The sequence below is a fragment of the Chryseobacterium sp. MEBOG07 genome, from assembly GCF_021869745.1.
GTDB classification, from domain to species: Bacteria; Bacteroidota; Bacteroidia; order Flavobacteriales; family Weeksellaceae; genus Chryseobacterium; species Chryseobacterium viscerum.
In genome coordinates this window covers 2804137-2824272 of the sequence record NZ_CP084579.1, presented here as the reverse complement: position 1 = coordinate 2824272, position 20136 = coordinate 2804137, and the positions used below count along the sequence as shown (strand labels likewise).

Genomic DNA, 20136 nt, shown 5'->3' with positions numbered 1-20136 from the left:
TTATTAAGAAAATAAAGATGAGTAAAATGAATAGAACAAAACTGTTATTTTTTCCAACCTGCATGGTAATTTCCTCCATGGTTTCTGCACAGACAACCTCTGTAACGTTATCAGGAAAAGTTGCCAATAAAGATAAGACCGCATTACCTTATGCCCACATCATTTTAAAAAAAGAAAAAGACAGCGCATTTACAGTGGGAACGATTACCAATGAAGAAGGACGATTTTCTCTTACAGGCATCAAGCCGGATCACTATCTTCTGGAAACCTCCATTGCAGGATATCATTCACAAGTACAGCCTGTTTTTATAGGAAGCCTTTCTGAATTTCTTGAAATCCCTGCTATTGAACTCGCTCAGAAACAGGATGGTGAGACTACGATAGAAGCTATCACTATTACTGCTTCCAAAAAGAATGAAATAGACAGCCGGCTAGACAAAAAAACATATTCTGTAGCAGATAACATCAGCCAAAGTGGAGGATCTGTACTACAAAGCATGCAAAATCTTCCTGGAATAACTGTACAGGATGGTAAAGTACAGCTAAGAGGAAATGATAAGGTAACAGTATTGATTGATGGGAAACAGACCGCTCTTACAGGTTTTGGAAGCCAGACTGGATTGGATAATATTCCTGCTTCTGCAATTGATAAAATTGAAATCATCAACAATCCTTCATCGAAATACGATGCCAATGGGAATGCAGGGATCATCAATATTATCATGAAAAAGAATAAGCAGAACGGATGGAATGGAAAAGCAGGGTTTACCACAGGCTTAGGTTCTCTTTGGGTAAGAAAAGAAAATCTTCCCACGATAAGACCGCAGTATACGCTGACACCAAAGATTAATCCTTCATTATCTGTCAATTACAGGAAAGATAAAATAAATATATTTTTACAAGCCGATAATCTATATACTGAAACACTTAACAAAAATGAATTTGTAACGCGTACTTATGATAATGGAACCGTTATTAATTCCCAGCTGAAAAGAAACAGAAATACCAATTTCTTTACTACCAAAGCCGGAATAGACTGGACTATTGATTCACAAAATACAATAACTGTTTCAGGAATGTATGGAAGTGAAAAGATCATTGACAGGGGAGATCAGCCTTTTTTTAATGGAGATTTCTCCCAGCGTCTCCGTCTGTGGCAGTTTTTGGAAGACGAATTGAAAACAACCGTGATGGGAACCGCTTCCTATCAGCATAAATTCAAAGATGCAGGGCATGTTCTGAATGTAGGTTTCAATTATACATTCCACAGAGAGGATGAAAAATATTTTTATGATAACTATCTTCCCGCTTCTACAGGGACTGATGCCTTCAAATTATTATCTGACGAACAGGTTTATGATTTCAATGTAGATTATGTAAAACCGTTGAAATACGGGAGAATAGAAACAGGGATTAAGCTGAGAAGCAGAAGTATTCCTACGAATATGAATTTTATTCCCGGGGTCAATTCCGTTTTGGATGTTTCTGCCGGAGGGAAAGCTGATTATAAAGAATTTATTCCTGCGGTGTATGGAAACTACATTTTCGAAAATGAGAAATGGGAAGCAGAACTGGGACTCAGGCTGGAATATGTAAGAATTCAATATGACGTCAATCCAAATCATCCTACTTATAAAAGTGATGGATATAATTATACGCAGCCTTTCCCGAATTTCAGGCTGGCTTACAAGCTGGATGACCGTAATAAATTCTCTATCTTTTATAACAGAAGGGTAGACCGCCCCAATGAAGTAGATATCAGGATTTTTCCAAAGTATGATGATGCTGAAATCATTAAAGTAGGGAATCCGGCATTAAGGCCCCAGTTTACTAATTCTGTTGAACTTGGATATAAACACAATTGGGATAATGGGTATCTGTATTCTGCATTATACCATCGTTTTGCTAATGGAACAATCACCCGAATCTCAAGTATTGTACCGAACAGCAATCTTATTTATGCCCTATTCCAGAATGCAGGAAAAAGCTATAATACAGGAATCGAAACCATATGGAACCAAAAGATATCCGGTGTCTATTCCTTTAATGTGAATGGAAATATTTACCGAAATCAGATCAATGCATTTACCGTACAAAACCTGTATCCTGAGCCCAATACGTTCTCGGCAGATCAGCAGACGGCCATTTCAGGAAATATCAAGATGAATAATATTTTTCATTTTACAAAAGGATTAGATGCTCAGTTTACCCTTGTTTATCTGGCTCCGGATATTATTCCGCAGGGAAAGATACAATCGAGATTCTCGATGGATATAGGAGTGAAAAAAGCCATTCAGAAAGGGAAGGGTGAATTGTTTTTGAATGCTTCAGATGTATTGAATACAATGGTCATAAAAAAATCTATCCAGGGAAATGGATTCGCTTATACCAGCAATGATTATTATGAAACTCAGGTCGTTCGACTGGGGTACAGCTATAAATTTTAATACAGAATTGAAAAACTATAAATGTGATTTAGGATGAAAAAGCACTTTCAAAAAACACTTATTTATATGATGGTTTTGAGTTCATTGATCAGCAGAGTCAATGCTCAGAATACCAATGACACGATAACAGTTCAGACACCTGTACAGGACAGCACGATGACTTCCGGAAGGCAAAAAAACACGCTAAATTACAAAAGTCTGATCATCCCTGGAGCATTTATTGCTTATGGGGTGGCAGGTTTAACGATGAATAATCTGAAACAGCTTAATCAATCCACAAGATTTGAAATCAATGAGCATCAGCCTACCCGTATGAACCTGGATAATTATACCCAATATGCTCCTGCTGCGATGGTATATGGGCTGAATGCTATAGGGATAAAAGGGAAACATAACCTCAGAGACCGTACCATTATCTATGCTTCTTCACAACTGATTGCGGCAGCATTTACTATGCCATTAAAATATCTTGTGAAGGAAGAAAGGCCTGACGGTTCCAATACGTTATCTTTTCCCTCAGGGCATGCTGCTACAGCATTTTCCTCAGCGCAGTTTATGTTCCGGGAATATAAAGACACCAATTTCTGGCTGAGTCTTTCAGGATATCCTTTTGCTGTATTTACAGGAGTATACAGAATGTTGAATGACAAGCATTGGCTGGGAGATGTGGTTGCAGGAGCCGGTTTTGGAATTCTTTCTACAGAACTGGCTTATTGGCTGTTTCCAAGAATCGATAATTTGCTGAGAGGAAAAAATAAAAGTAAAAATACATTTTCATCCAACATGGTAATGCCATTTTACCAAAATAAAACCGTGGGGATAGGATGGGTGAAAACCTTTTAGTATTACCATAAAGCTTCCTCCTGTTATTTTATTGATTAAAAAGCACGTTTCATGACTGGACCGTGCTTTTTAATCTTATATTTTATCAAACTACTTTCGCTTTACGGATTATTTTTGCCAGAAGATTGGGTAAGAATCTTTTCAGATAAACAGCCATGACTTCTTTACCTCCTATCGCTTTTTGTATTTTCTGCTTTTCAATGGCATGCAACATCTTTTTTGCAAAAACATCAGCAGGCATTCCGTTCATTGTGGCATCATCCATTGTTCCCTGCACAGAACCATTTCCGGTAACGGCATGTACAGAAATATCCGTTTGAATAAATCCTGGGCAAATAATGGTGATTTTAATATTCTTATCAAATAATTCTGCCCGGAGCGCATCGAAAAAACCATGCAGTGCATGTTTGGCACCAGCGTATCCGCTTCGCATAGGAGCCCCGAATATCCCCATCAGGCTGGATACAACTGCAATCTGTCCTCCTTTGTTTCTGATCATATACGGTACAACCGCCTTAGTAAGGGCTACAGTTCCGATATAATCAATATCTATAAGCTGTTTATCTACCTCAATATCAGTTTCCATAGCCAAAGAACGTTGTGATAACCCTGCATTATTAATCAGAATATCAATCTTTCCGAACTGTTCTGCTGCTTTCGCTGTCATCTCCGGCATTTCCTTATAATTCTTCAGGTCTAAAGCAATTACAGCATATCGGTCAGAGTTCAATCCTGAATTTTTAGCTACTGAATGAAGCTGTTCTTCTTTCCTGGAAGAAAGGATTATTTTTGCACTGCTGTTCTTTGCCAGATCTTTCACCAACGCTTCTCCAATACCTGATGAAGCTCCGGTTATCCAAATGACTTTATGATCAAAATAATTACTCATATTTTTACTTAATTATCTTATTGAAGTCCGGCAATATATTTCCCGGCTTTCATTCCTGAAAAAATACAGCCTCCCAAAAAAGTTCCTTCTAATGCCCGGTAGCCATGCATTCCGCCACCGCCAAAACCAGCGACTTCCCCGGCCGCATACAATCCTTCAATGATACTGTCATCATCTCTTAATACCTGTCCGTTCAGATTGGTTTTTATTCCGCCCAGTGTTTTACGGGTTAAAATATTAAGGCGTACCGCAATTAAAGGTCCATTTTCAGGAGCTAGAATTTTATGAGGAGAGGCCACACGCCCCAGTTTATCCCCTAAATAATTACGGGTATTCCGGATATAATTGACCTGAGTGTCTTTTGAAAATTTATTATCTAATTCTCTGTCTCTGGCTTCAATTTGAGATTTTATCTTTTCATAATCCAAAAGATTATTACCCGTTAATTCATTCATCCTTTTAACCAAATCTTCCAGATTATCTGATACAATAAAGTCTTTTCCATGCTCTTTAAAAGCTTCTACCGGTCCTGGTGCCTTTTTACCGAAAATCCTTTTTAGGAAAAGAACATAGTCTTTATTTGTAATATCCGGATTCTGTTCTGATCCTGAAAGGGCAAATTCTTTTTTGATAATTTTCTGGGTCAGGATAAACCACGAATAAGAAAAACCAGTATCCTGGATATATTTTAAAGTCCCCAACGTATCAAACCCGGGAAGAAAAGGAGCGGGTAGGCGTTTACCTTTTGCATCAAACCATAAGGAAGAAGGTCCCGGCAATATCCGGATTCCGTGCTTGGGCCAGATGGGATTCCAGTTCTGTATACCTTCCGTATAATGCCACATTCTGTCAGGATTAATGATATGAGCACCTGCATTTTCAGCAATACCAATCATTTTCCCATCCACATAGGCGGGAACTCCGCACACCATATTTTCCGGTGCTTTCCCCAATCTTTCGGGCCAGTTTTTCCTGACCAAATCATGATTGGCACCAATACCTCCGGAAGCTATAATAATATTTGGCGCTGTATATTCAAACTGTGAGATCACATTTCTGTTGGTAGGAGCCCCTCTTTCATGAGTGTCATTTTCAAGAATATCTCCTTTAAGACCTTTTATTTTTCCATTTTCCACTAATAATTCTGTTACCCTGTGCCTGAACTTCATTTGCAGCAATCCTTTTTCCTGAGCTTTGTACGCCTTTTCTACAAAAGGTTTTACAACGCCTGTACCGGTTCCCCAGCTGACATGAAAGCGGGGTACAGAGTTTCCATGACCTGTTGCAGAGCCATCACCGCGTTCTGCCCAGCCTACCATAAACATTAGCTTGATTCCCAGTTTAGAAATGTATTCATATTTTTCACCTGCAGCAAATTTCAGGTAAGCTTCAGCCCATTGGCGGGGCCAGTAATCTTCCGGTCGGTCAAAGCCTGCAGTCCCTTTCCAGTCCTGCAAAGCCAGTTCATAAGAATCTTTGATTCCTACTTTCCTTTGTTGTGGAGAATTAATCAGGAATAAGCCTCCAAAAGACCAGAAGGCCTGTCCACCTATATTCTGCTCCGTTTCCTGATCCAAAAGCAGTACTTTTTTTCCTGCATTGGTAATTTCCATCGCAGCGGTAAGCCCTGCCAGTCCGGTTCCTATGATAATGGCATCAGGCTGGAATTTTTCTTCCATTTTTCAGGTATTTTTATTGAATGATACTTTGATATAAATGTATAAAATATTTGTTCTCCAATGAGATAAAAGAACTATCAATAGCATATCATTTGCAGGTCTTTTATTCTAAGATTTCAAATTCAACCTGAGCTCCTAAATCTTCCAGGTCTTTACCATCATGCTGCAACCATTGGTAATACCCTGTTCGGAATAGAATTCTGTTACTTTTACTCCGCTCCAATGCTTCTGATCCAGACAGTTTGTGTTCTTTTTTCAGCAAAGCAATAATTTTCATTTTATTGGGTCCGATATCAGTAATGTATAAATTGGCCTTTTGCCAGTATGGTGCTGTGATTTCCTCATCCACAGTGTTCTCTGCAGTTTCTTCCATATTTTCTATGGCTTCACAAACTTCTTCCCAGAAAGGATTATTAATATCTTCATACTGACTGAAATAATCTGTCAGTGCCTCTTTATCAAATTTTATAGCATAAACATCATCTAACATTTTTTGAAAGGAAATTAAATTTTCAGCCACTTTTATAGGTTCCCAGAAACCTTGTCCATGATAAGCAAAATACACTGGGAAACCTGAAGCATGTTCATTTAAATCAATAAAGAAGGGATCTGCAAAATAATTGGTTCCCAATACAACCCAGTCAAGCTTAAAATCACCGGAAGCATTACTGCTGTATATTTTATTTTCAACTGAATTATAGTGATAGCCATCCTGAAAATAATAGATTTGATCTGCCACCGCATAATTTTCAGGGAATAGGAGAATTTCTGAAGCAACTGCCTTTTTAAGAAACTGTATAATAGCAGGATAAGAAGAAATCCGTTGAAACAGATTCTTATTTTCGATTGCTCTTTTCTCCAAATCTTCGGTTGATAGAGAAATCTGTTTTCTCTCAAATGGAAACCTTTGCTGCATCCAGTGCATTAAATCGCGATCCAATACTTTCAGTAATTCTTCCTGCAAAACACCGTAGGAGCTTATATAAACCTTGGTATCATTTTCTTTTTTGGAAATTAAAGCAACTTGTCCCCCCGAATCATCAGCAACAGGAATATAACCAGGAAGAAACTCTTCAAACTGATACGTATCATATCGTTCCTGAACATCTTCTTTGCTTCGAAATACGCGCACAATATCATACACGATCTCATTTTCAAATTTTTTTGTGAAAACTTTTATAAATTCACACCAATGAGCCGGAAAATTTACTTTCATAAAACAATATTACTTTTTAGGAAACCATGATCAACAAAGGATTTTCATCAATCTTACCACTAAAATACAAAAAACTCTTAGCTCTGATCAATAAGAACCGTATTTTTATATTTGTGAAGGTTTTAAATAGACACTTTTTAAAAACAAAAAATGAATACATCCCATACATATCAAGCATTCGCTGTTGCAAAGGACGGAACACGTCAGCGTATTGACGCAGAATCTATTATTATACAGCTTGAGGAAGAGGAAATTGAAATTCCACTGTCACAGCTACATCCAGTTTTTCAGGGGAAATTAACTCTGATTACAGGATCAGCCATACAAGGCAGGGAGAATGAAAGGGAAGGAGGAACTCAATTTGTCATAGAACCGGGAGCTTCAAATGTGATTCATGTCACTCCAAAAAAGTTATGATTTCTACAAAATAGACCATGGATACTAATTTTCCTGTATCCCGTACAGATCGCTCAGCAAAACATTTTTATCTTTGTGAAAAATAGAAGTATGAAGTATTTGTTTATCATTGCTTGTTTTGTCTGTTCTTTTTTCAGCCAGGCACAGCAAAAACAGGATCCATGGAAAGACAGCCAGCTGATGGACCCGGCGCTGCTGGCTTCCAGAATTGTAAAAAATAAAACAAAAGATGTGGTTATCATTTCAGTAGGACCTGAAGCCATCATCAAAGGTTCTGTAGATATCGGACCTACCCACGAGCCTGAAAATCTGGAAAAACTAAGAAACTATCTTAAAAATGTTCCCAAAGACAAAGAAATTGTCATCTACTGTGGATGCTGTCCTTTCGTGAAATGTCCTAATATACGCCCTGCTTTTGCATTGCTGATGGAAATGGGATTCAAAAATACGAAACTATTAAATCTTCCGAAAAATATCAAAACAGATTGGCTAGACAAAGATTACCCTACAAATGATTAATATGAAGACCGGTTTTATCGTATTATTTTTAACGATTTTCTCAGGAACTATTTTTTCTCAAACTAAAATAGAAATAGGAAAGAAGGCTCCTGAAATTACAATGACTAAGGCAGACGGAGCTTTATTTTCACTTTCAACGTTAAAGGGGAAGCTGGTTCTGATCGATTTCTGGGCTACATGGTGTGCCCCCTGTGTAGAAGAACAGCCCCAACTGAAAGTAATTTATAATACTTATTCAGAGCAGATAAAAAACAATACGTTTGAAATTCTGGGGGTTTCTTTAGATAAGAATAAAGAAAGCTGGCAGAAAGCCATCAATAGATTCGGTATCAACTGGATACAGGTCAGTGATTTAAAATTCTGGAAAAGTCCTGTTGCTAAACTTTACGAGATTGATGAACTTCCCTTTAATGTCATCATTGATGGACAGGGAACTATTGTAGCCAAAAACCTTCATGGTAAGGATCTGGATGAATTTTTAAAGAAAAGTTTAAGTCAGAATTAAAGATAAAATCTTATAGATATTTAAAAAGAGCAGTAAATAAATTACTGCTCTTTTTGGTTGAAAAGAAGTATTTGTGTATTAGAATCTTGTGTACAAAATAATTTGAAAGCATCATTGTGAAAACAGACAAATGATCATGAGGGAATAAATCATTGTGTCCGATAAAATATTCTATTTAAGTTCTATGAGTAGCTGTAATTAAAATTGATCGAGTATTTTTCATGCATATTGTTATTATGATTGTAAATATAATAAATTATTTCAATTATATCACCAAAATATGAAATATTAAAAAATATTTATTATTAGCTCTATTTCATTAAAATGCTGTTCATACACAAAGAATATAATTTCGTATCTGTTTCAAAGCTGTTGATATACAAAATTAAAGAGGTTTTCTCTTCAACTACTAATTTTGGTCTTATGAAAAAGAATTTCTTCCTTCGTTCGGCACTTTCAGTTATTTTGATGATGCATAGTGTGATTTCTATATTTAGTGGAGATGTCAATAATTTTGGACATATTTATCTGGACAATATAGGATTCTATCCTGCTGGGGTTTATATAGCCTGGGCATTGAAACTGACGCATCTCGTCTCAGTTCCATTGATTTGGATCGATAAATGCATCAAACCAGTGGCTATTTCTAATATTATCATTTTTGCTTTCGGAATCTATTATGTCCACTGGCAGAACGGCTGGTTTGTAGTAGGGGGTGGGACTAATGGGATTGAGTTTAATATCTTACTGATCTTCAGTTTTTTCAATCTCATGTATCCTGAAGTTTATTTTAAATTTCTGAATAAAAAGAATACTTAGATTTCCAACAAAAATCTTTAGTTTTCTCTTACTTTTTCCTTAATAACAGCTCAAAACCGGTAGTTTATAGATCAGTGCGTTCATTAGGTAGACTTATATTTCTATATTTGATTGAACAATCAGTACTTTGTGCTATTAAATCATCATAAGCTTGAAATCAGACCCTAGATCTAAGCTGCGCATTCATTTGCTTTTTTGGATATTGTATTATATTCTGGAGGCTTACCTTGACTTTTATTGGTCCAGGTATCAGTTTCCGGATTTCAAATGGCAAATAAGACTTCAGAATACTCTTATTCTGGAGCTGGGGTATTTTTTGGTTAAAATTCCATTAGCGTATGCTTTGCTGTATGTATATGAAAAAGTTCGGTTTAAAGAGTTTTTAAAATATCTGTGCTATATTTTTATTGTGATAATCGCTGTTTTAGGACATCGGTTTTTAGCCCATAATATCATTTATCCTTACATTTATGACGTCACAGAAACGTTGGATGGTAAGCAGCCATCTGGATTTATCAATGGTTATGTGGCATTCAATTCTTTTATGGATCTTATTTTTATGGTAGGTCTTATTTTCGGGGTTGAGATTACAAGGCAGAAGAATCTTTTAAAAGAACAGATCTCACAATTAAAATCGGAAAAACTGGATCAGGAACTGACGATGCTGAAGGCGCAGATCAATCCACATTTTCTTTTCAATACGCTCAATAACATCTACGGAATGGCTCTCAAAAAGGCTGACGAAACTCCGGATGTTATCCTTCAGCTTTCCAAGGTAATGCGGTATAATATCTATGAAGCGGCAGAAAAAACCATTTCCATAGCGAAGGATATTGAAAATATTAAGGATTTTATACAGATCCAGAAAATACGACACCGCCAGCTTACGGTGAATTTTAAAGAGGATATTGATAATCCTTCTCAGGAAATTTCACCGCTGATATTGATACAGTTTGTAGAAAATGCTTTCAAACATGGAGTTTCCGAAAGTTTAGGAGATACATTTATTACCATTGATATTCAGTTGAGAAACAAAACCCTTACGTATTTTATAGAAAATTCCAAAGAAGGAAGACCTCACGAGCATTCTACGAAGATAGGTCTGAAAAATATCCGCAGACAGCTTGAACTCCTTTATCCTTTGCATACCCTTTCTGTAGAGGATTATAATGACCACTATACTGTAAAACTAACTATAGATTTCCATGATACACTCAGCCTCTAAAAAATACAACTGCATTATTGTAGAAGATGAACCTATTGCCGCAGAAATTCTGGAGAGCTTTGTATCCCGGGATCCGGAACTGAATTTGGTAGGAAAATGTGCCGATGCCGTATATGCCAGCAATCTTTTGAGTATTCATGGGGTGGATCTGATGTTTCTGGATCTTCATCTTCCGGTGGTAAAAGGTTTTGATTTTCTGAGGAAGATAAAAAATCCTCCATTTGTTATCGTTACAACAGCTTATCATCAGTATGCAGTAGAGGGTTATGAGCTGGATATTGCTGATTATCTGATGAAACCTATCCCGTATGACCGTTTTCTGACGGCCATCGAAAAATTCAAGCATTTAATGGAAGCAGAAGATGCTTTACTGGAAATATCTGAACGTGATTATATTTTTATCAACAGTGGTAAAAAACAGGTTAAAATCATTTTAGAGGATATTTTTTACATCGAAAGCTTAAGGGAATACATTAATATTCATACAAAGACAGAAACTTTTACTTTCAAAATGCCCATCAGCAAAATGGAGGAAACGTTGCCTCCTAAAATGTTTGCCCGCATTCATAAATCATATATCATATCCAAATCAAAAATCGAAGTAAAGTCTGCTAATGTTGTTCAGATCAATGGAAAAAAACTGCCTGTAGGAAGGACTTATAAACCGTTGCTGGAGCTTTAAGATTGGAATGAAATTGTTTAAAACCACCCCGTCAAAAATTCTTTGAATTTTCGCCACCCCTCCAAAGGAAGGGAATTCTCAACCATTCAATCCAAAGGTTTGCAATTATAAATAGAGTTAGTGTATTATTTCAATGTTGAATAATGATTTGGCTTAATGATTAGCAATAATCTTAAGCCAATTTCTTTTTTAAAATAGTTTAAGACCAACGATCCCAACAACAATCAGTAAGGCAGAAAGTAATCTTAAAATACTTGCAGAGTCCTGAAAAAACAGAATCCCTACCAATAAAGTTCCTACGGCACCAATTCCTGTCCAGACCGCATATGCTGTTCCGATAGGAATACTTTTCTGAGCATACCAGAGAAATCCACCGCTAATAGTCATACACAATACTGAAAACATGATCCAGCTCCATTTATTATTTTCCGGCTGTTGAGAGAGTTTAAGCCCTAAAGGCCAGCCTATTTCAAAAATTCCTGCGATAATTAATGCAATCCAGTTCATACTATTTATTTTAATGATGTTTTCTACTGTTGAAAGAATAGAGTTAAAAATGAGTTCTTTACAATAGAATACAACATCTTAATTACTGTTGCAAAATTACCGCTATCTGTTCATATCCAATAATATAAACTGAGTGACACAGCAAAAATCAAAGATAAAACGGAGTATATAGACCGTGAAACGTTCAACATTTTAAAATAAAATGGGTCTCTGAATATTATGAATATTAATATCTTTAAGCAATGAAAATACTTATATAGCCAATTCATTTTAATTATGCTGACAGACATTATTTCACTCCAACTCGATGTTATTTTTTGTGGAATCAATCCCGGTTTAAAATCATCCAATGACGGACATCATTTTTCTGGAAGGAGCAACCGTTTTTGGAAGGTACTTCATCAGTCAGGGTTTACACCCCATGAGATTGAGGCGGTGAATGATGTTTCTCTTCTGGATTTCGGATATGGACTGACGACTGCTGTAGCAAGAGCAACTTCCCGCGCTGATGAGCTTTCGAAGGAGGAATTTGATGAATCTCTTGAAAGTTTTACATTAAAAATAACAAAATATCAACCGAAATATATCGCTTTTCTTGGTAAAGCTGCTTACAAAGGATTTTCTAAAAAGAAAGAAATTCTGTGGGGAGAACAGCCTGAAGATTTCTGTGGAGCAAAAGTCTGGGTTTTACCCAACACCAGTGGTCTGAACCGTGGTTTCTCTCTTGAAAGTCTGATTATGTACTATAAAGAGTTTTATGATTCTGTTCACGAATCCTGATGGTTATGCTTTATTGGGTTTGCTTACATATTTATTCCCTTTCACAAAAAAACGCCATGGCAAAAGCGCATCTTCCTGTGCATAAGCAACGCCAATACGAGGTCCTGTAACAATTTCATCCTTAGTATACGAAATACCCTGATCCTCAATCCAGATTTCATTTTCCGCTAAATCTTTTTTGTTGAATGACCTGTCAATTCCTAATGCTTTGGCAGCAGATCCCGGGCCGGCAGAAATAGCAGCTTTAGAAGCAGGCATATTTCTCCTTAACTCCATGATTTCTTTACCGATCAAAGGTTCAACAGCTCTTACCAGAACTGCGTGAGGATCGCCTTCCACGGAAGTCACTATATTGAAAAGATGATGAATTCCATAGCATAGATACACATAAGAAACTCCGCCACTGTTGTACAGGATTTCAGTTCGGTCTGTACGCCTGCCGCCATAGGCATGGGAAGCTTTATCCTGAACGCCAAAATAGGCTTCTGTTTCAACAATGATTCCGGCTGTGGTTTCACCATTGAGTTCCGTAAAGAGAACCTTCCCCAAAAGATCCTGAGCTAAAAAAAGAACATCCTGATTGGAATAATAGGAGTGTGGTAGTTTCATGAATGGTTTTAGACATTATTCACTCAAATTTAGTGATAGTCTTGTAAAAATAGAAGAGCTGAAGAATTAAGTAAAAAAGGTACCACAAAAAGTCACATTTCATAAAATAGTGATTAATTTGGCATATCCATTGTTGTTGTCAATATAACATCACTTTACATCACAATAAAAAATATCGGTTTTTGACACTATTATTCCCCGGAGCAATCCGGGGGATTTTTTGTTTAATTCTGAAACAAGAAAGTCCCACATTATGTGAGACTTTCATTATTATTTTCCTCCCGGAGGACAGTGTTCTTTCAAATACTTGGTGAACATGGTCGCCAGGTGCAATGATGTTCCTTCTCCTTCATCAATAGAGTGGGTACGGTTAGGATAAGACATCAGCTGAAACTGTTTGTTGTATTTTACCAGTTCATTGATATAAACCTCAGTATTCTGATAATGTACATTGTCGTCACCTGTTCCGTGAACGAGTAGAAGATTTCCTTTTAGATTTTTAGCATAAGCCAGTGGAGATCCGTTTACAAAATCTTCTCTGTTCTCCTGTGGAAGTCCCATATAACGTTCCTGATAGATATTGTCGTAGAACAACTGATTGGCAACCGGAGCAATAGCAATTCCTGTCTGGTAAATATCAGGGTACTGTCCTAAAAGGTTCAGGGTAGAAGAACCGCCACCGCTCCAGCCCCATACAGCAACTCTTGAAGTATCGGCATACGGCCATTTTGCAAATAAAGCTTTGGCTCCCATTGCCTGGTCGCGGATATTCAACTGTCCTATTTTTCGGTAGACAGATTTTCTCCATTCACGGCCTCTTGGTGCGGGCGTTCCGCGGTTTTCAAGGGAAACATATAAGTAGCCGTCTTCAGTCATATCTCCGACATATAATTCGTTCCAGCCTGTATAGAAACTATCTGTTACCGTTTGTGTTGCCGGTTCTCCATATACCATGAAAACAATCGGGTATTTTTTATTAGGATCAAAATTTTTAGGCTTTACTACCCATCCGTCCAATGTAACCCCATCCTGAGTCGTAACCTGAAAAAACTCTGCCTTAGATCTTGCAGGATCTGCTTTTGCTGATCTCTTGGCGGCAACCAATTCTTTATGTTCAGGAAGCGAAACTACAGAGCCTATTGAAATGGTATTGATGCTGTTATTCGTAAACATCGCAATCTTCCCATTGGGCGATATTGTATACTGATTAGAACCTGTAAAAGCTCCAGGCGTTACTTTTTGGGCATTTCCTCCTTTCATGCTTACTTTGTACAGATATTTCTGAGTAGCATTATTCGGTGAAGCCAAAAAGTAGATCTGTTTGTTCTGAACATCAAAAAACTCCGGCTTAATCACATCGAAAGCATCTTTCGTAATCAATGTTTCTTTACCGTTCATATCTATTTTATAAATATGTCTCCATCCGTCTTTTTCAGAAAGCCATAGGAACTCTTTTCCATTATCGATCCAGTCCCAGCCGCTTGGGTCATTGTCATTCCAACGGGATTTGATATCAATCCATGCAGCATCTGTTTCTGTATAAATAGTTTTACTGCTTCCAGAACCCGCATCTGCTACGATAATTTTACTTTGATTCTGTTTTCTGTTCAGCTGCTGAAGAATAACGGATTTAGAATCCAGTACCCATTCCATCCTTGGGATATAATTTTGCATTTCATCACCTGCAATATCAGCTTTCTTTGAAGATTTGGAAGCCAGATCATAAAACCAGATACTGCATCCGGAAGGATTTTCGCCCACCTTTGGATATTCTACCGGAATAGTAAATGAATACAGACTGTCGGTATTATTGATCATCAGGAAGTTTTTCGTTCCTCGTGCATCCAGTTTCCAATAAGCGATTTTGTTTCCATCAGGAGACCATCGGAAACCATCTTGAGTTCCGAATTCTTCTTCGTACACCCAGTCGAAAGTACCGTTAATCATTCCATCCGTTCCGTCTGTAGTAATTTTGGTAAGCTGATTGTTGGAAAGATCTTCCACATAAATATTATGCTTAGACACATAAGCTACTTTTTTACCGTCTGGTGAGTACTTCGCAAACATTAGGGATGAAGCCGGCAAGCCTTTTCCAAGCTGGGTAAGCTTTTTAGTGTTTTTATCAAAAATCCAGTAATCCCCACGGGTGTTGTCTCTCCATACTTTCTTAGTATTGGCAAAGAGTAATAAACTTTTATCATCAGGAGATACCTGAAAACTTTGTACCTGCAGTGCTTCAGAACTTCCGGCTGGAACCAGTTCACTGCTGCTTAAAAGTGTCTGATCTTTTCCGGGATGCAGTACGTCAACAATTTCAACCCCTTTTTTAGTAAATGAATAATACGCATTGCCATCAGGAGTCCACTGTGTTTTTTGTGCTGCCAATGGCGACAGACACAGGAAATACAATGCAATAATAGTTAGTTTTTTGATATTCTTCATAGATATTATTTGGATTAAGCTAAATGCTCAGCTCTGTAATTTTCAATTTCTTCAACTGTTTTGATCAATCCGTCTCCGAGAAGTCTATAACCGTCATGTGTAATCAGGAAATCATCTTCAACACGGATTCCTCCGAAATTTCGGTATTCATTTACTTTATCATAATTAATAAAGTCTGCATTTTTATTTTCAGCCTGCCACATATCGATCAGTTCCGGGATCATATAAATACCAGGCTCAACGGTTACTACAAAACCGGATTCCAGTTCTTTTCCTAAACGTAAAGATTTCAATCCGAATGTTTTGGTATCTTTTGGTTCTGCATCAGTATAGCCAATATATTGTTCTCCAAGGTCTTCCATATCGTGTACATCAAGTCCCATCATATGCCCCAGTCCGCATTGGAAAAACAGGGTATGGGCATGTTTTTTTACAGCGTCTTCAGGATTTCCTTTCATTAGTCCAAGATCAATAAGTCCTTCTACCAAATGCTGTGCAGCCTTCAAGTGGATATCTTTAAATCGTATTCCTGGTTTCAGAAGGTTTTGAGCTTGATTAAAAGCATTCAGAACGACTTCATACATTTCCTTTTGCTTTGTCGTAAAAGTCTTGCTCACAGGAAAAGTTCTGGTAAGATCTCCAGCATATCCCATCGCTGTTTCCGCTCCGGAATCGTTCAGGAATAGATCACCTTCTTTCATCGTATTAAGGCGGTAATGATTATGCAGAATACCACCGTTTATCGTTACAATCGGAGGATAAGACATCTGGCATTCTTTATTGGCAGCAAGATGCTGGATGGCATTGGCAATTTCATATTCTTTCATCCCCGGTTTTGCTGCAAGCATCGCCAGCAAATGCATTTCATTGGAGACATTCACGGCCTGTTCTATCTGTACAATTTCCTGAGATTCTTTGATGGAACGTTGCTTTACAATGGCTTTAATCATCTCTACGGAAGGCTGTAATTCAGCAATTCTAATCCCAAGAAGATCCGCCAGCAAAATTTTATTGGAAGACTGATACGGAGGAAGATAGTGTACTTTTCTGCCCGAAGTCTGTGCTTTCACTATATATTGAGAAAGTTCCGCATAAGGACGCGTTTCTTGTACACCGGATTTCAGGCTTTTCTCTTTAAGGGTTTCCTGTCTGCCCATCCATACAATGTCGTCTATACTTAGTTCATCTCCGAAAATAATGGTCTTATTCTCATCAATATCAATAATGGCAGCAATACGAGGTTCCTGGATACCGAAATAATATAAATAAGTACTGTCCTGACGGAAATAATAAGGATTGTGTTCAAAATTCACAGGGTTCTCTATATTTCCCAAAAACAATAAAATTCCGCTGGCTACATTACGTTGTAATACTGTTCTTCTATCTTGATAGGTTTGTGTTGAAAACATATTATGAATACTTTTTAATTTAAGCTTTAATGTACGATTTGTATCGTTGAAAGACGTCTTTGTTACAATAAAGTTTAGATTTTTGTGATAGAGTCTTACTTTATTTATGTAATTTTATGATATTGCGTAATTTCATTAAAAAATTTCAATGCATTATAAAAACGACACCATCATCATCCGCGAATTTACTCCTGAAGAATTTTCGTTGTTTTCCACTCTTTTTCAAAATGAGAACGTTACCCGGTATCTTCCTTACAAAACTCCTGAGGAATATAAGGAAATGTTCGACAAAGCATTAGCAGATTATAAAGAAGGTCCATTCAGCAGATGGGGAATATTTGATGCTCAGACTCAGGATTTTGTTGGAATGTGCCTTGCAAGAGTTTTTCTAGACAACCCTGAACAAATAGAAATAGGGTATACCTTAGGAGAAAATTACTGGGGTAAAGGACTCGGAACTGAGGTATGCAAAGCGCTTGTTGACTATTGCTATTCATTAAATCATAAAAAAGATATCGTAGCGGTAACCGATCTGGATAATATTGGATCTCAAAAAGTTCTTCTAAAAAGCGGCTTCATTAGAACTGAAAATCTGGCACGTGAGGATAAAGAATTGGCTTACTTTATTTTACAAAAAGAGTAAATTAAAAGAAAAATTGAGGGACGCCACATTTTTGAATTTGTTTCCCACAGACCTCACAGATATATTCTTCTTACCAAAACTAAGCATAAAGTATCCATAAAAATCTTTGATTTTTAACCTTTAGTGGACTTCTCAGGAGTTTCATTGTCACTTAAAATCAACTTAAGTGTTTATTCATCTTTTGTGACTTTTAACTTCGTTGAATCTTCGATTTGTGGTTAAAGAATAATCAAAGCCATTCACCGAAAACATTTCATTTATCAGATAATTTATCATAACTTGCAGAGATTATGATGTCGAAACGTTGCAAATACGCACTCAAAGCAATGGTCAGATTAGCAAGGAATTATAACCAGGGCTTTCTGGCGACTTCTATTATTGCACAAGATGAGAACATCCCTAAGAAATTTCTGGAACAAATTCTTCTTGAACTGAAAAGAGCAAAACTGGTTAACAGTAAGCAGGGCAAAGTAGGAGGTTATTACTTATTAAAATCTCCTGATGATGTTTCATTAGCAGATATTTACCGTATTTTCGATGGACCTATCGCTCTTACCCCTTGTGTATCTTTAAACTTTTACGAAGCCTGTGATGACTGTGTAGATGAAGCAGTCTGCTATCTGAGAAAAGAATTAATGATCGTTCGCGAAAAGACCAGAACAAGCATGATGGAAGCCACTCTGACTAAGTTTATCAACAACAAATAATTTTTTTTCATTTAAATTCTACTATTTTGATAGGAGTTATAGAATTTTATATATATTTGCAAGACTAAAATCTCAATTCGACATGGAAAACAGTCTTGAAAATGAATACGAAAATCTATTGAAAGTGGCTTCTGAAGCTTCTTTTCAAACCAATGGACTAGAAATACTGACTGAAAAATTCCCGGGTAAAGTGATCTTTTCAACCAGCTTCAGCTATGAAGATCAGGTCATCACTCATCTGATAAAAGATTTACCTATTGAAATATTCACCCTGGATACGGGAAGACTTTTTGAACAGACCTACGAAACCTGGACATCCACAAAGGCTTTCTTTAAAAAGAAAATCAAAGCCTATTATCCGGATATGAAAGAGCTCAGGGAATTTGTAACAGAAAATGGACCAGATTCTTTTTATCAATCCGTAGAAAAGAGGAAAGCATGCTGTGCCATCCGAAAAGTTCATCCTTTAAAAAAAGCACTGGAAGGCTATGAAGTATGGATTACAGGGCTGAGAGCTGAACATTCTACCAACAGACAGAATATGCCCCAGTTGGAATGGGATCCGGATAACAAAATCATTAAGTATCATCCCATCCTTCACTGGACTTCTGAACAGGTAATAACGTATGTAAAAGATCATCATTTGCCTTACAATCATCTTCATAAAAAAGGATTTGTGAGCATAGGATGTGAACCCTGTACCAGAGCAATCAAAGAAGGGGAAGATTTCAGAGCCGGCCGCTGGTGGTGGGAAGATGCCAACAAAAAAGAATGCGGTCTGCATATTCATCAATAAAAAAAGAAAAAAATGTCAATACATCAGTTAAACTATTTAGATCAGTTAGAAGCCGAATCTATTTACATATTAAGAGAAGTAGCAGGCCAGTTTGAACGTCCTGCCTTATTATTCAGCGGGGGAAAAGACAGTATTGTACTGGCTCATCTCGCAAGAAAAGCATTCTTTCACGGAAAAATCCCATTCACATTTGTTCATGTAGATACCGGGCACAATTTTCCGGAAGTGTTAGATTTCCGTGATCAACTCGTAAAACAGTTGGATGTCAATCTGGCGGTCAGAAAAGTGGAAGACACTATTAAAAGTAAAAAATTGACTGAGGCTAAAGGTAAATTTCCAAGCAGAAACTGGCTGCAAACCTACACACTTCTTGATACTATTGAAGAATTTGAATTTGATGCCTGTATAGGAGGAGCCCGGAGAGATGAAGAAAAAGCCCGCGCAAAAGAAAGAATATTCTCAGTACGTGATGAATTCGGGCAGTGGGAACCCAAACTTCAACGTCCAGAGCTTTGGAATATTTTTAACGGAAAAATCCATAAAGGAGAAAATGTAAGAGTATTCCCGATCAGTAACTGGACAGAGCTTGATATCTGGAACTATATCCGCAGAGAAAAAATTGCACTCCCTTCCATTTATTTTTCGCACGAAAGAGAAGTGGTAGATTTTAATGGACAGTGGCTTGCTAATTCGTCACACGTTTTCCTAGAGCCGGAAGATATCATCACCACAAAGAAAATCCGTTACCGTACCGTAGGAGATATGACCTGCACTGCAGCTGTAGAATCTCATGCCATAACAATAGATGCCGTCATCGAAGAAATTGTAGCAACCAGAATTTCTGAACGCGGAGAAACGAGAATTGACGACAGGGTAACAGAAGCCGCAATGGAAGACCGGAAAAAAGGGGGCTATTTTTAATCAATGATAAAAGATAATTGATCAATGATTACACAAAATATTTCATCAATTATCATTCATAATTTATCACTTATCATTTAT

Annotated in this window: 20 protein-coding genes; 13 read left to right on the top strand and 7 right to left on the bottom strand. The window is 37.2% G+C overall.

Annotated elements, in window-relative coordinates; genetic code table 11:
* Positions 1 to 26 precede the first annotated feature (26 nt).
* Both LF886_RS13055 and LF886_RS13050 read left to right on the top strand, forming a co-directional pair.
* Complete coding sequence (locus LF886_RS13055) at positions 27 to 2447, top strand: TonB-dependent receptor domain-containing protein (RefSeq protein WP_236849977.1); 2421 nt, start codon at positions 27 to 29, stop codon at positions 2445 to 2447.
* A 66-nt stretch (positions 2448 to 2513) separates the two neighbouring features.
* Positions 2514 to 3290: a phosphatase PAP2 family protein gene (locus LF886_RS13050; RefSeq protein WP_236849976.1), complete on the top strand. Its 777-nt coding sequence runs from the start codon at positions 2514 to 2516 to the stop codon at positions 3288 to 3290.
* Between the two features lie 85 nt (positions 3291 to 3375).
* On the opposite strand, the gene LF886_RS13045 is transcribed toward LF886_RS13050, so the two are convergent.
* The 3 genes from LF886_RS13045 to LF886_RS13035 all read right to left on the bottom strand — a co-directional run bounded on the left by LF886_RS13045 (position 3376) and on the right by LF886_RS13035 (position 7074).
* Complete coding sequence (locus LF886_RS13045) at positions 3376 to 4179, bottom strand: SDR family oxidoreductase (RefSeq protein ID WP_236849975.1); 804 nt, start codon at positions 4177 to 4179, stop codon at positions 3376 to 3378.
* A gap of 17 nt (positions 4180 to 4196) precedes the next feature.
* Entirely contained in the window at positions 4197 to 5858 is a 1662-nt protein-coding gene (locus LF886_RS13040) for an FAD-binding dehydrogenase (RefSeq protein ID WP_236849974.1), read from the bottom strand.
* Between the two features lie 103 nt (positions 5859 to 5961).
* A complete protein-coding gene (locus tag LF886_RS13035; protein WP_236849973.1) occupies positions 5962 to 7074 on the bottom strand; it encodes a hypothetical protein in 1113 nt (370 codons plus the stop codon).
* A 150-nt stretch (positions 7075 to 7224) separates the two neighbouring features.
* Between LF886_RS13035 and LF886_RS13030 the strand changes: the two genes are divergently transcribed.
* The 6 genes from LF886_RS13030 to LF886_RS13005 all read left to right on the top strand — a co-directional run bounded on the left by LF886_RS13030 (position 7225) and on the right by LF886_RS13005 (position 11241).
* Positions 7225 to 7491, top strand: a complete 267-nt coding sequence (locus tag LF886_RS13030) for a hypothetical protein (RefSeq protein WP_236849972.1) — start codon at positions 7225 to 7227, stop codon at positions 7489 to 7491.
* A gap of 90 nt (positions 7492 to 7581) precedes the next feature.
* A complete protein-coding gene (locus LF886_RS13025) occupies positions 7582 to 8010 on the top strand; it encodes a rhodanese-like domain-containing protein (protein ID WP_236849971.1) in 429 nt (142 codons plus the stop codon).
* Position 8011: 1 nt separating this feature from the next.
* Positions 8012 to 8515 carry a TlpA family protein disulfide reductase gene (locus LF886_RS13020; RefSeq protein ID WP_236849970.1) on the top strand — a complete coding sequence of 168 codons (504 nt, stop codon included), beginning with the start codon at positions 8012 to 8014 and terminating at the stop codon, positions 8513 to 8515.
* 423 nt (positions 8516 to 8938) lie between these two features.
* Positions 8939 to 9334, top strand: coding sequence for a DoxX family protein (locus LF886_RS13015; RefSeq protein WP_236849969.1), 396 nt, complete (start codon positions 8939 to 8941; stop codon positions 9332 to 9334).
* A gap of 151 nt (positions 9335 to 9485) precedes the next feature.
* A complete protein-coding gene (locus LF886_RS13010; protein ID WP_236849968.1) occupies positions 9486 to 10559 on the top strand; it encodes a sensor histidine kinase in 1074 nt (357 codons plus the stop codon).
* Positions 10540 to 11241 carry a LytR/AlgR family response regulator transcription factor gene (locus LF886_RS13005; RefSeq protein WP_236849967.1) on the top strand — a complete coding sequence of 234 codons (702 nt, stop codon included), beginning with the start codon at positions 10540 to 10542 and terminating at the stop codon, positions 11239 to 11241. The genes LF886_RS13010 and LF886_RS13005 overlap by 20 nt, the downstream gene beginning before the upstream one ends.
* Before the next feature lie 189 nt (positions 11242 to 11430).
* Here the strand turns inward: LF886_RS13005 and LF886_RS13000 are convergent, their stop codons facing one another.
* A complete protein-coding gene (locus LF886_RS13000; RefSeq protein ID WP_103234005.1) occupies positions 11431 to 11748 on the bottom strand; it encodes a DMT family transporter in 318 nt (105 codons plus the stop codon).
* A 276-nt stretch (positions 11749 to 12024) separates the two neighbouring features.
* On the opposite strand from LF886_RS13000, the gene mug reads away from it, so the two are divergent.
* Positions 12025 to 12528 (top strand): G/U mismatch-specific DNA glycosylase, encoded by a 504-nt coding sequence (mug, locus tag LF886_RS12995; protein ID WP_236849966.1) that lies wholly within the window; start codon positions 12025 to 12027, stop codon positions 12526 to 12528.
* 3 nt (positions 12529 to 12531) lie between these two features.
* Here the strand turns inward: mug and LF886_RS12990 are convergent, their stop codons facing one another.
* The 3 genes from LF886_RS12990 to LF886_RS12980 form a co-directional block, all read right to left on the bottom strand.
* The gene (locus LF886_RS12990; RefSeq protein ID WP_236849965.1) at positions 12532 to 13137 is read right to left on the bottom strand and encodes a DNA-3-methyladenine glycosylase; all 606 of its coding nucleotides are present in this window, start codon (positions 13135 to 13137) and stop codon (positions 12532 to 12534) included.
* A 270-nt stretch (positions 13138 to 13407) separates the two neighbouring features.
* Complete coding sequence (locus LF886_RS12985; RefSeq protein ID WP_236849964.1) at positions 13408 to 15579, bottom strand: S9 family peptidase; 2172 nt, start codon at positions 15577 to 15579, stop codon at positions 13408 to 13410.
* 14 nt (positions 15580 to 15593) lie between these two features.
* On the bottom strand, positions 15594 to 16988 hold the full coding sequence (locus LF886_RS12980) for an aminopeptidase P family protein (RefSeq protein ID WP_236849963.1): 1395 nt from the start codon (positions 16986 to 16988) through the stop codon (positions 15594 to 15596).
* A 148-nt stretch (positions 16989 to 17136) separates the two neighbouring features.
* Here LF886_RS12980 and LF886_RS12975 point away from each other — a divergent pair, with 148 nt between their 5' ends.
* The 4 genes from LF886_RS12975 to cysD all read left to right on the top strand — a co-directional run bounded on the left by LF886_RS12975 (position 17137) and on the right by cysD (position 20055).
* Positions 17137 to 17631 (top strand): GNAT family N-acetyltransferase, encoded by a 495-nt coding sequence (locus LF886_RS12975; RefSeq protein ID WP_236849962.1) that lies wholly within the window; start codon positions 17137 to 17139, stop codon positions 17629 to 17631.
* Between the two features lie 290 nt (positions 17632 to 17921).
* Positions 17922 to 18338 (top strand): RrF2 family transcriptional regulator, encoded by a 417-nt coding sequence (locus LF886_RS12970; RefSeq protein WP_103234505.1) that lies wholly within the window; start codon positions 17922 to 17924, stop codon positions 18336 to 18338.
* A gap of 82 nt (positions 18339 to 18420) precedes the next feature.
* Positions 18421 to 19134, top strand: coding sequence for a phosphoadenylyl-sulfate reductase (locus tag LF886_RS12965; protein WP_236849961.1), 714 nt, complete (start codon positions 18421 to 18423; stop codon positions 19132 to 19134).
* 12 nt (positions 19135 to 19146) lie between these two features.
* Positions 19147 to 20055 (top strand): sulfate adenylyltransferase subunit CysD, encoded by a 909-nt coding sequence (cysD, locus tag LF886_RS12960; protein WP_236849960.1) that lies wholly within the window; start codon positions 19147 to 19149, stop codon positions 20053 to 20055.
* Positions 20056 to 20136: the final 81 nt, after the last annotated feature.

Excerpts from the sequence above, each read along its gene's own strand:
- LF886_RS13055 (WP_236849977.1), top strand. The coding sequence starts at position 27 with ATGAATAGAACAAAACTGTTATTTTTTCCAACCTGCATGGTAATTTCC.
- LF886_RS13050 (WP_236849976.1), top strand. The coding sequence starts at position 2,514 with ATGATGGTTTTGAGTTCATTGATCAGCAGAGTCAATGCTCAGAATACC.
- LF886_RS13045 (WP_236849975.1), bottom strand. The coding sequence starts at position 4,179 with ATGAGTAATTATTTTGATCATAAAGTCATTTGGATAACCGGAGCTTCA.
- LF886_RS13040 (WP_236849974.1), bottom strand. The coding sequence starts at position 5,858 with ATGGAAGAAAAATTCCAGCCTGATGCCATTATCATAGGAACCGGACTG.
- LF886_RS13035 (WP_236849973.1), bottom strand. The coding sequence starts at position 7,074 with ATGAAAGTAAATTTTCCGGCTCATTGGTGTGAATTTATAAAAGTTTTC.
- LF886_RS13030 (WP_236849972.1), top strand. The coding sequence starts at position 7,225 with ATGAATACATCCCATACATATCAAGCATTCGCTGTTGCAAAGGACGGA.
- LF886_RS13025 (WP_236849971.1), top strand. The coding sequence starts at position 7,582 with ATGAAGTATTTGTTTATCATTGCTTGTTTTGTCTGTTCTTTTTTCAGC.
- LF886_RS13020 (WP_236849970.1), top strand. The coding sequence starts at position 8,012 with ATGAAGACCGGTTTTATCGTATTATTTTTAACGATTTTCTCAGGAACT.
- LF886_RS13015 (WP_236849969.1), top strand. The coding sequence starts at position 8,939 with ATGAAAAAGAATTTCTTCCTTCGTTCGGCACTTTCAGTTATTTTGATG.
- LF886_RS13005 (WP_236849967.1), top strand. The coding sequence starts at position 10,540 with ATGATACACTCAGCCTCTAAAAAATACAACTGCATTATTGTAGAAGAT.
- LF886_RS13000 (WP_103234005.1), bottom strand. The coding sequence starts at position 11,748 with ATGAACTGGATTGCATTAATTATCGCAGGAATTTTTGAAATAGGCTGG.
- mug (WP_236849966.1), top strand. The coding sequence starts at position 12,025 with ATGCTGACAGACATTATTTCACTCCAACTCGATGTTATTTTTTGTGGA.
- LF886_RS12990 (WP_236849965.1), bottom strand. The coding sequence starts at position 13,137 with ATGAAACTACCACACTCCTATTATTCCAATCAGGATGTTCTTTTTTTA.
- LF886_RS12985 (WP_236849964.1), bottom strand. The coding sequence starts at position 15,579 with ATGAAGAATATCAAAAAACTAACTATTATTGCATTGTATTTCCTGTGT.
- LF886_RS12980 (WP_236849963.1), bottom strand. The coding sequence starts at position 16,988 with ATGTTTTCAACACAAACCTATCAAGATAGAAGAACAGTATTACAACGT.
- LF886_RS12975 (WP_236849962.1), top strand. The coding sequence starts at position 17,137 with ATGCATTATAAAAACGACACCATCATCATCCGCGAATTTACTCCTGAA.
- LF886_RS12970 (WP_103234505.1), top strand. The coding sequence starts at position 17,922 with ATGATGTCGAAACGTTGCAAATACGCACTCAAAGCAATGGTCAGATTA.
- LF886_RS12965 (WP_236849961.1), top strand. The coding sequence starts at position 18,421 with ATGGAAAACAGTCTTGAAAATGAATACGAAAATCTATTGAAAGTGGCT.
- cysD (WP_236849960.1), top strand. The coding sequence starts at position 19,147 with ATGTCAATACATCAGTTAAACTATTTAGATCAGTTAGAAGCCGAATCT.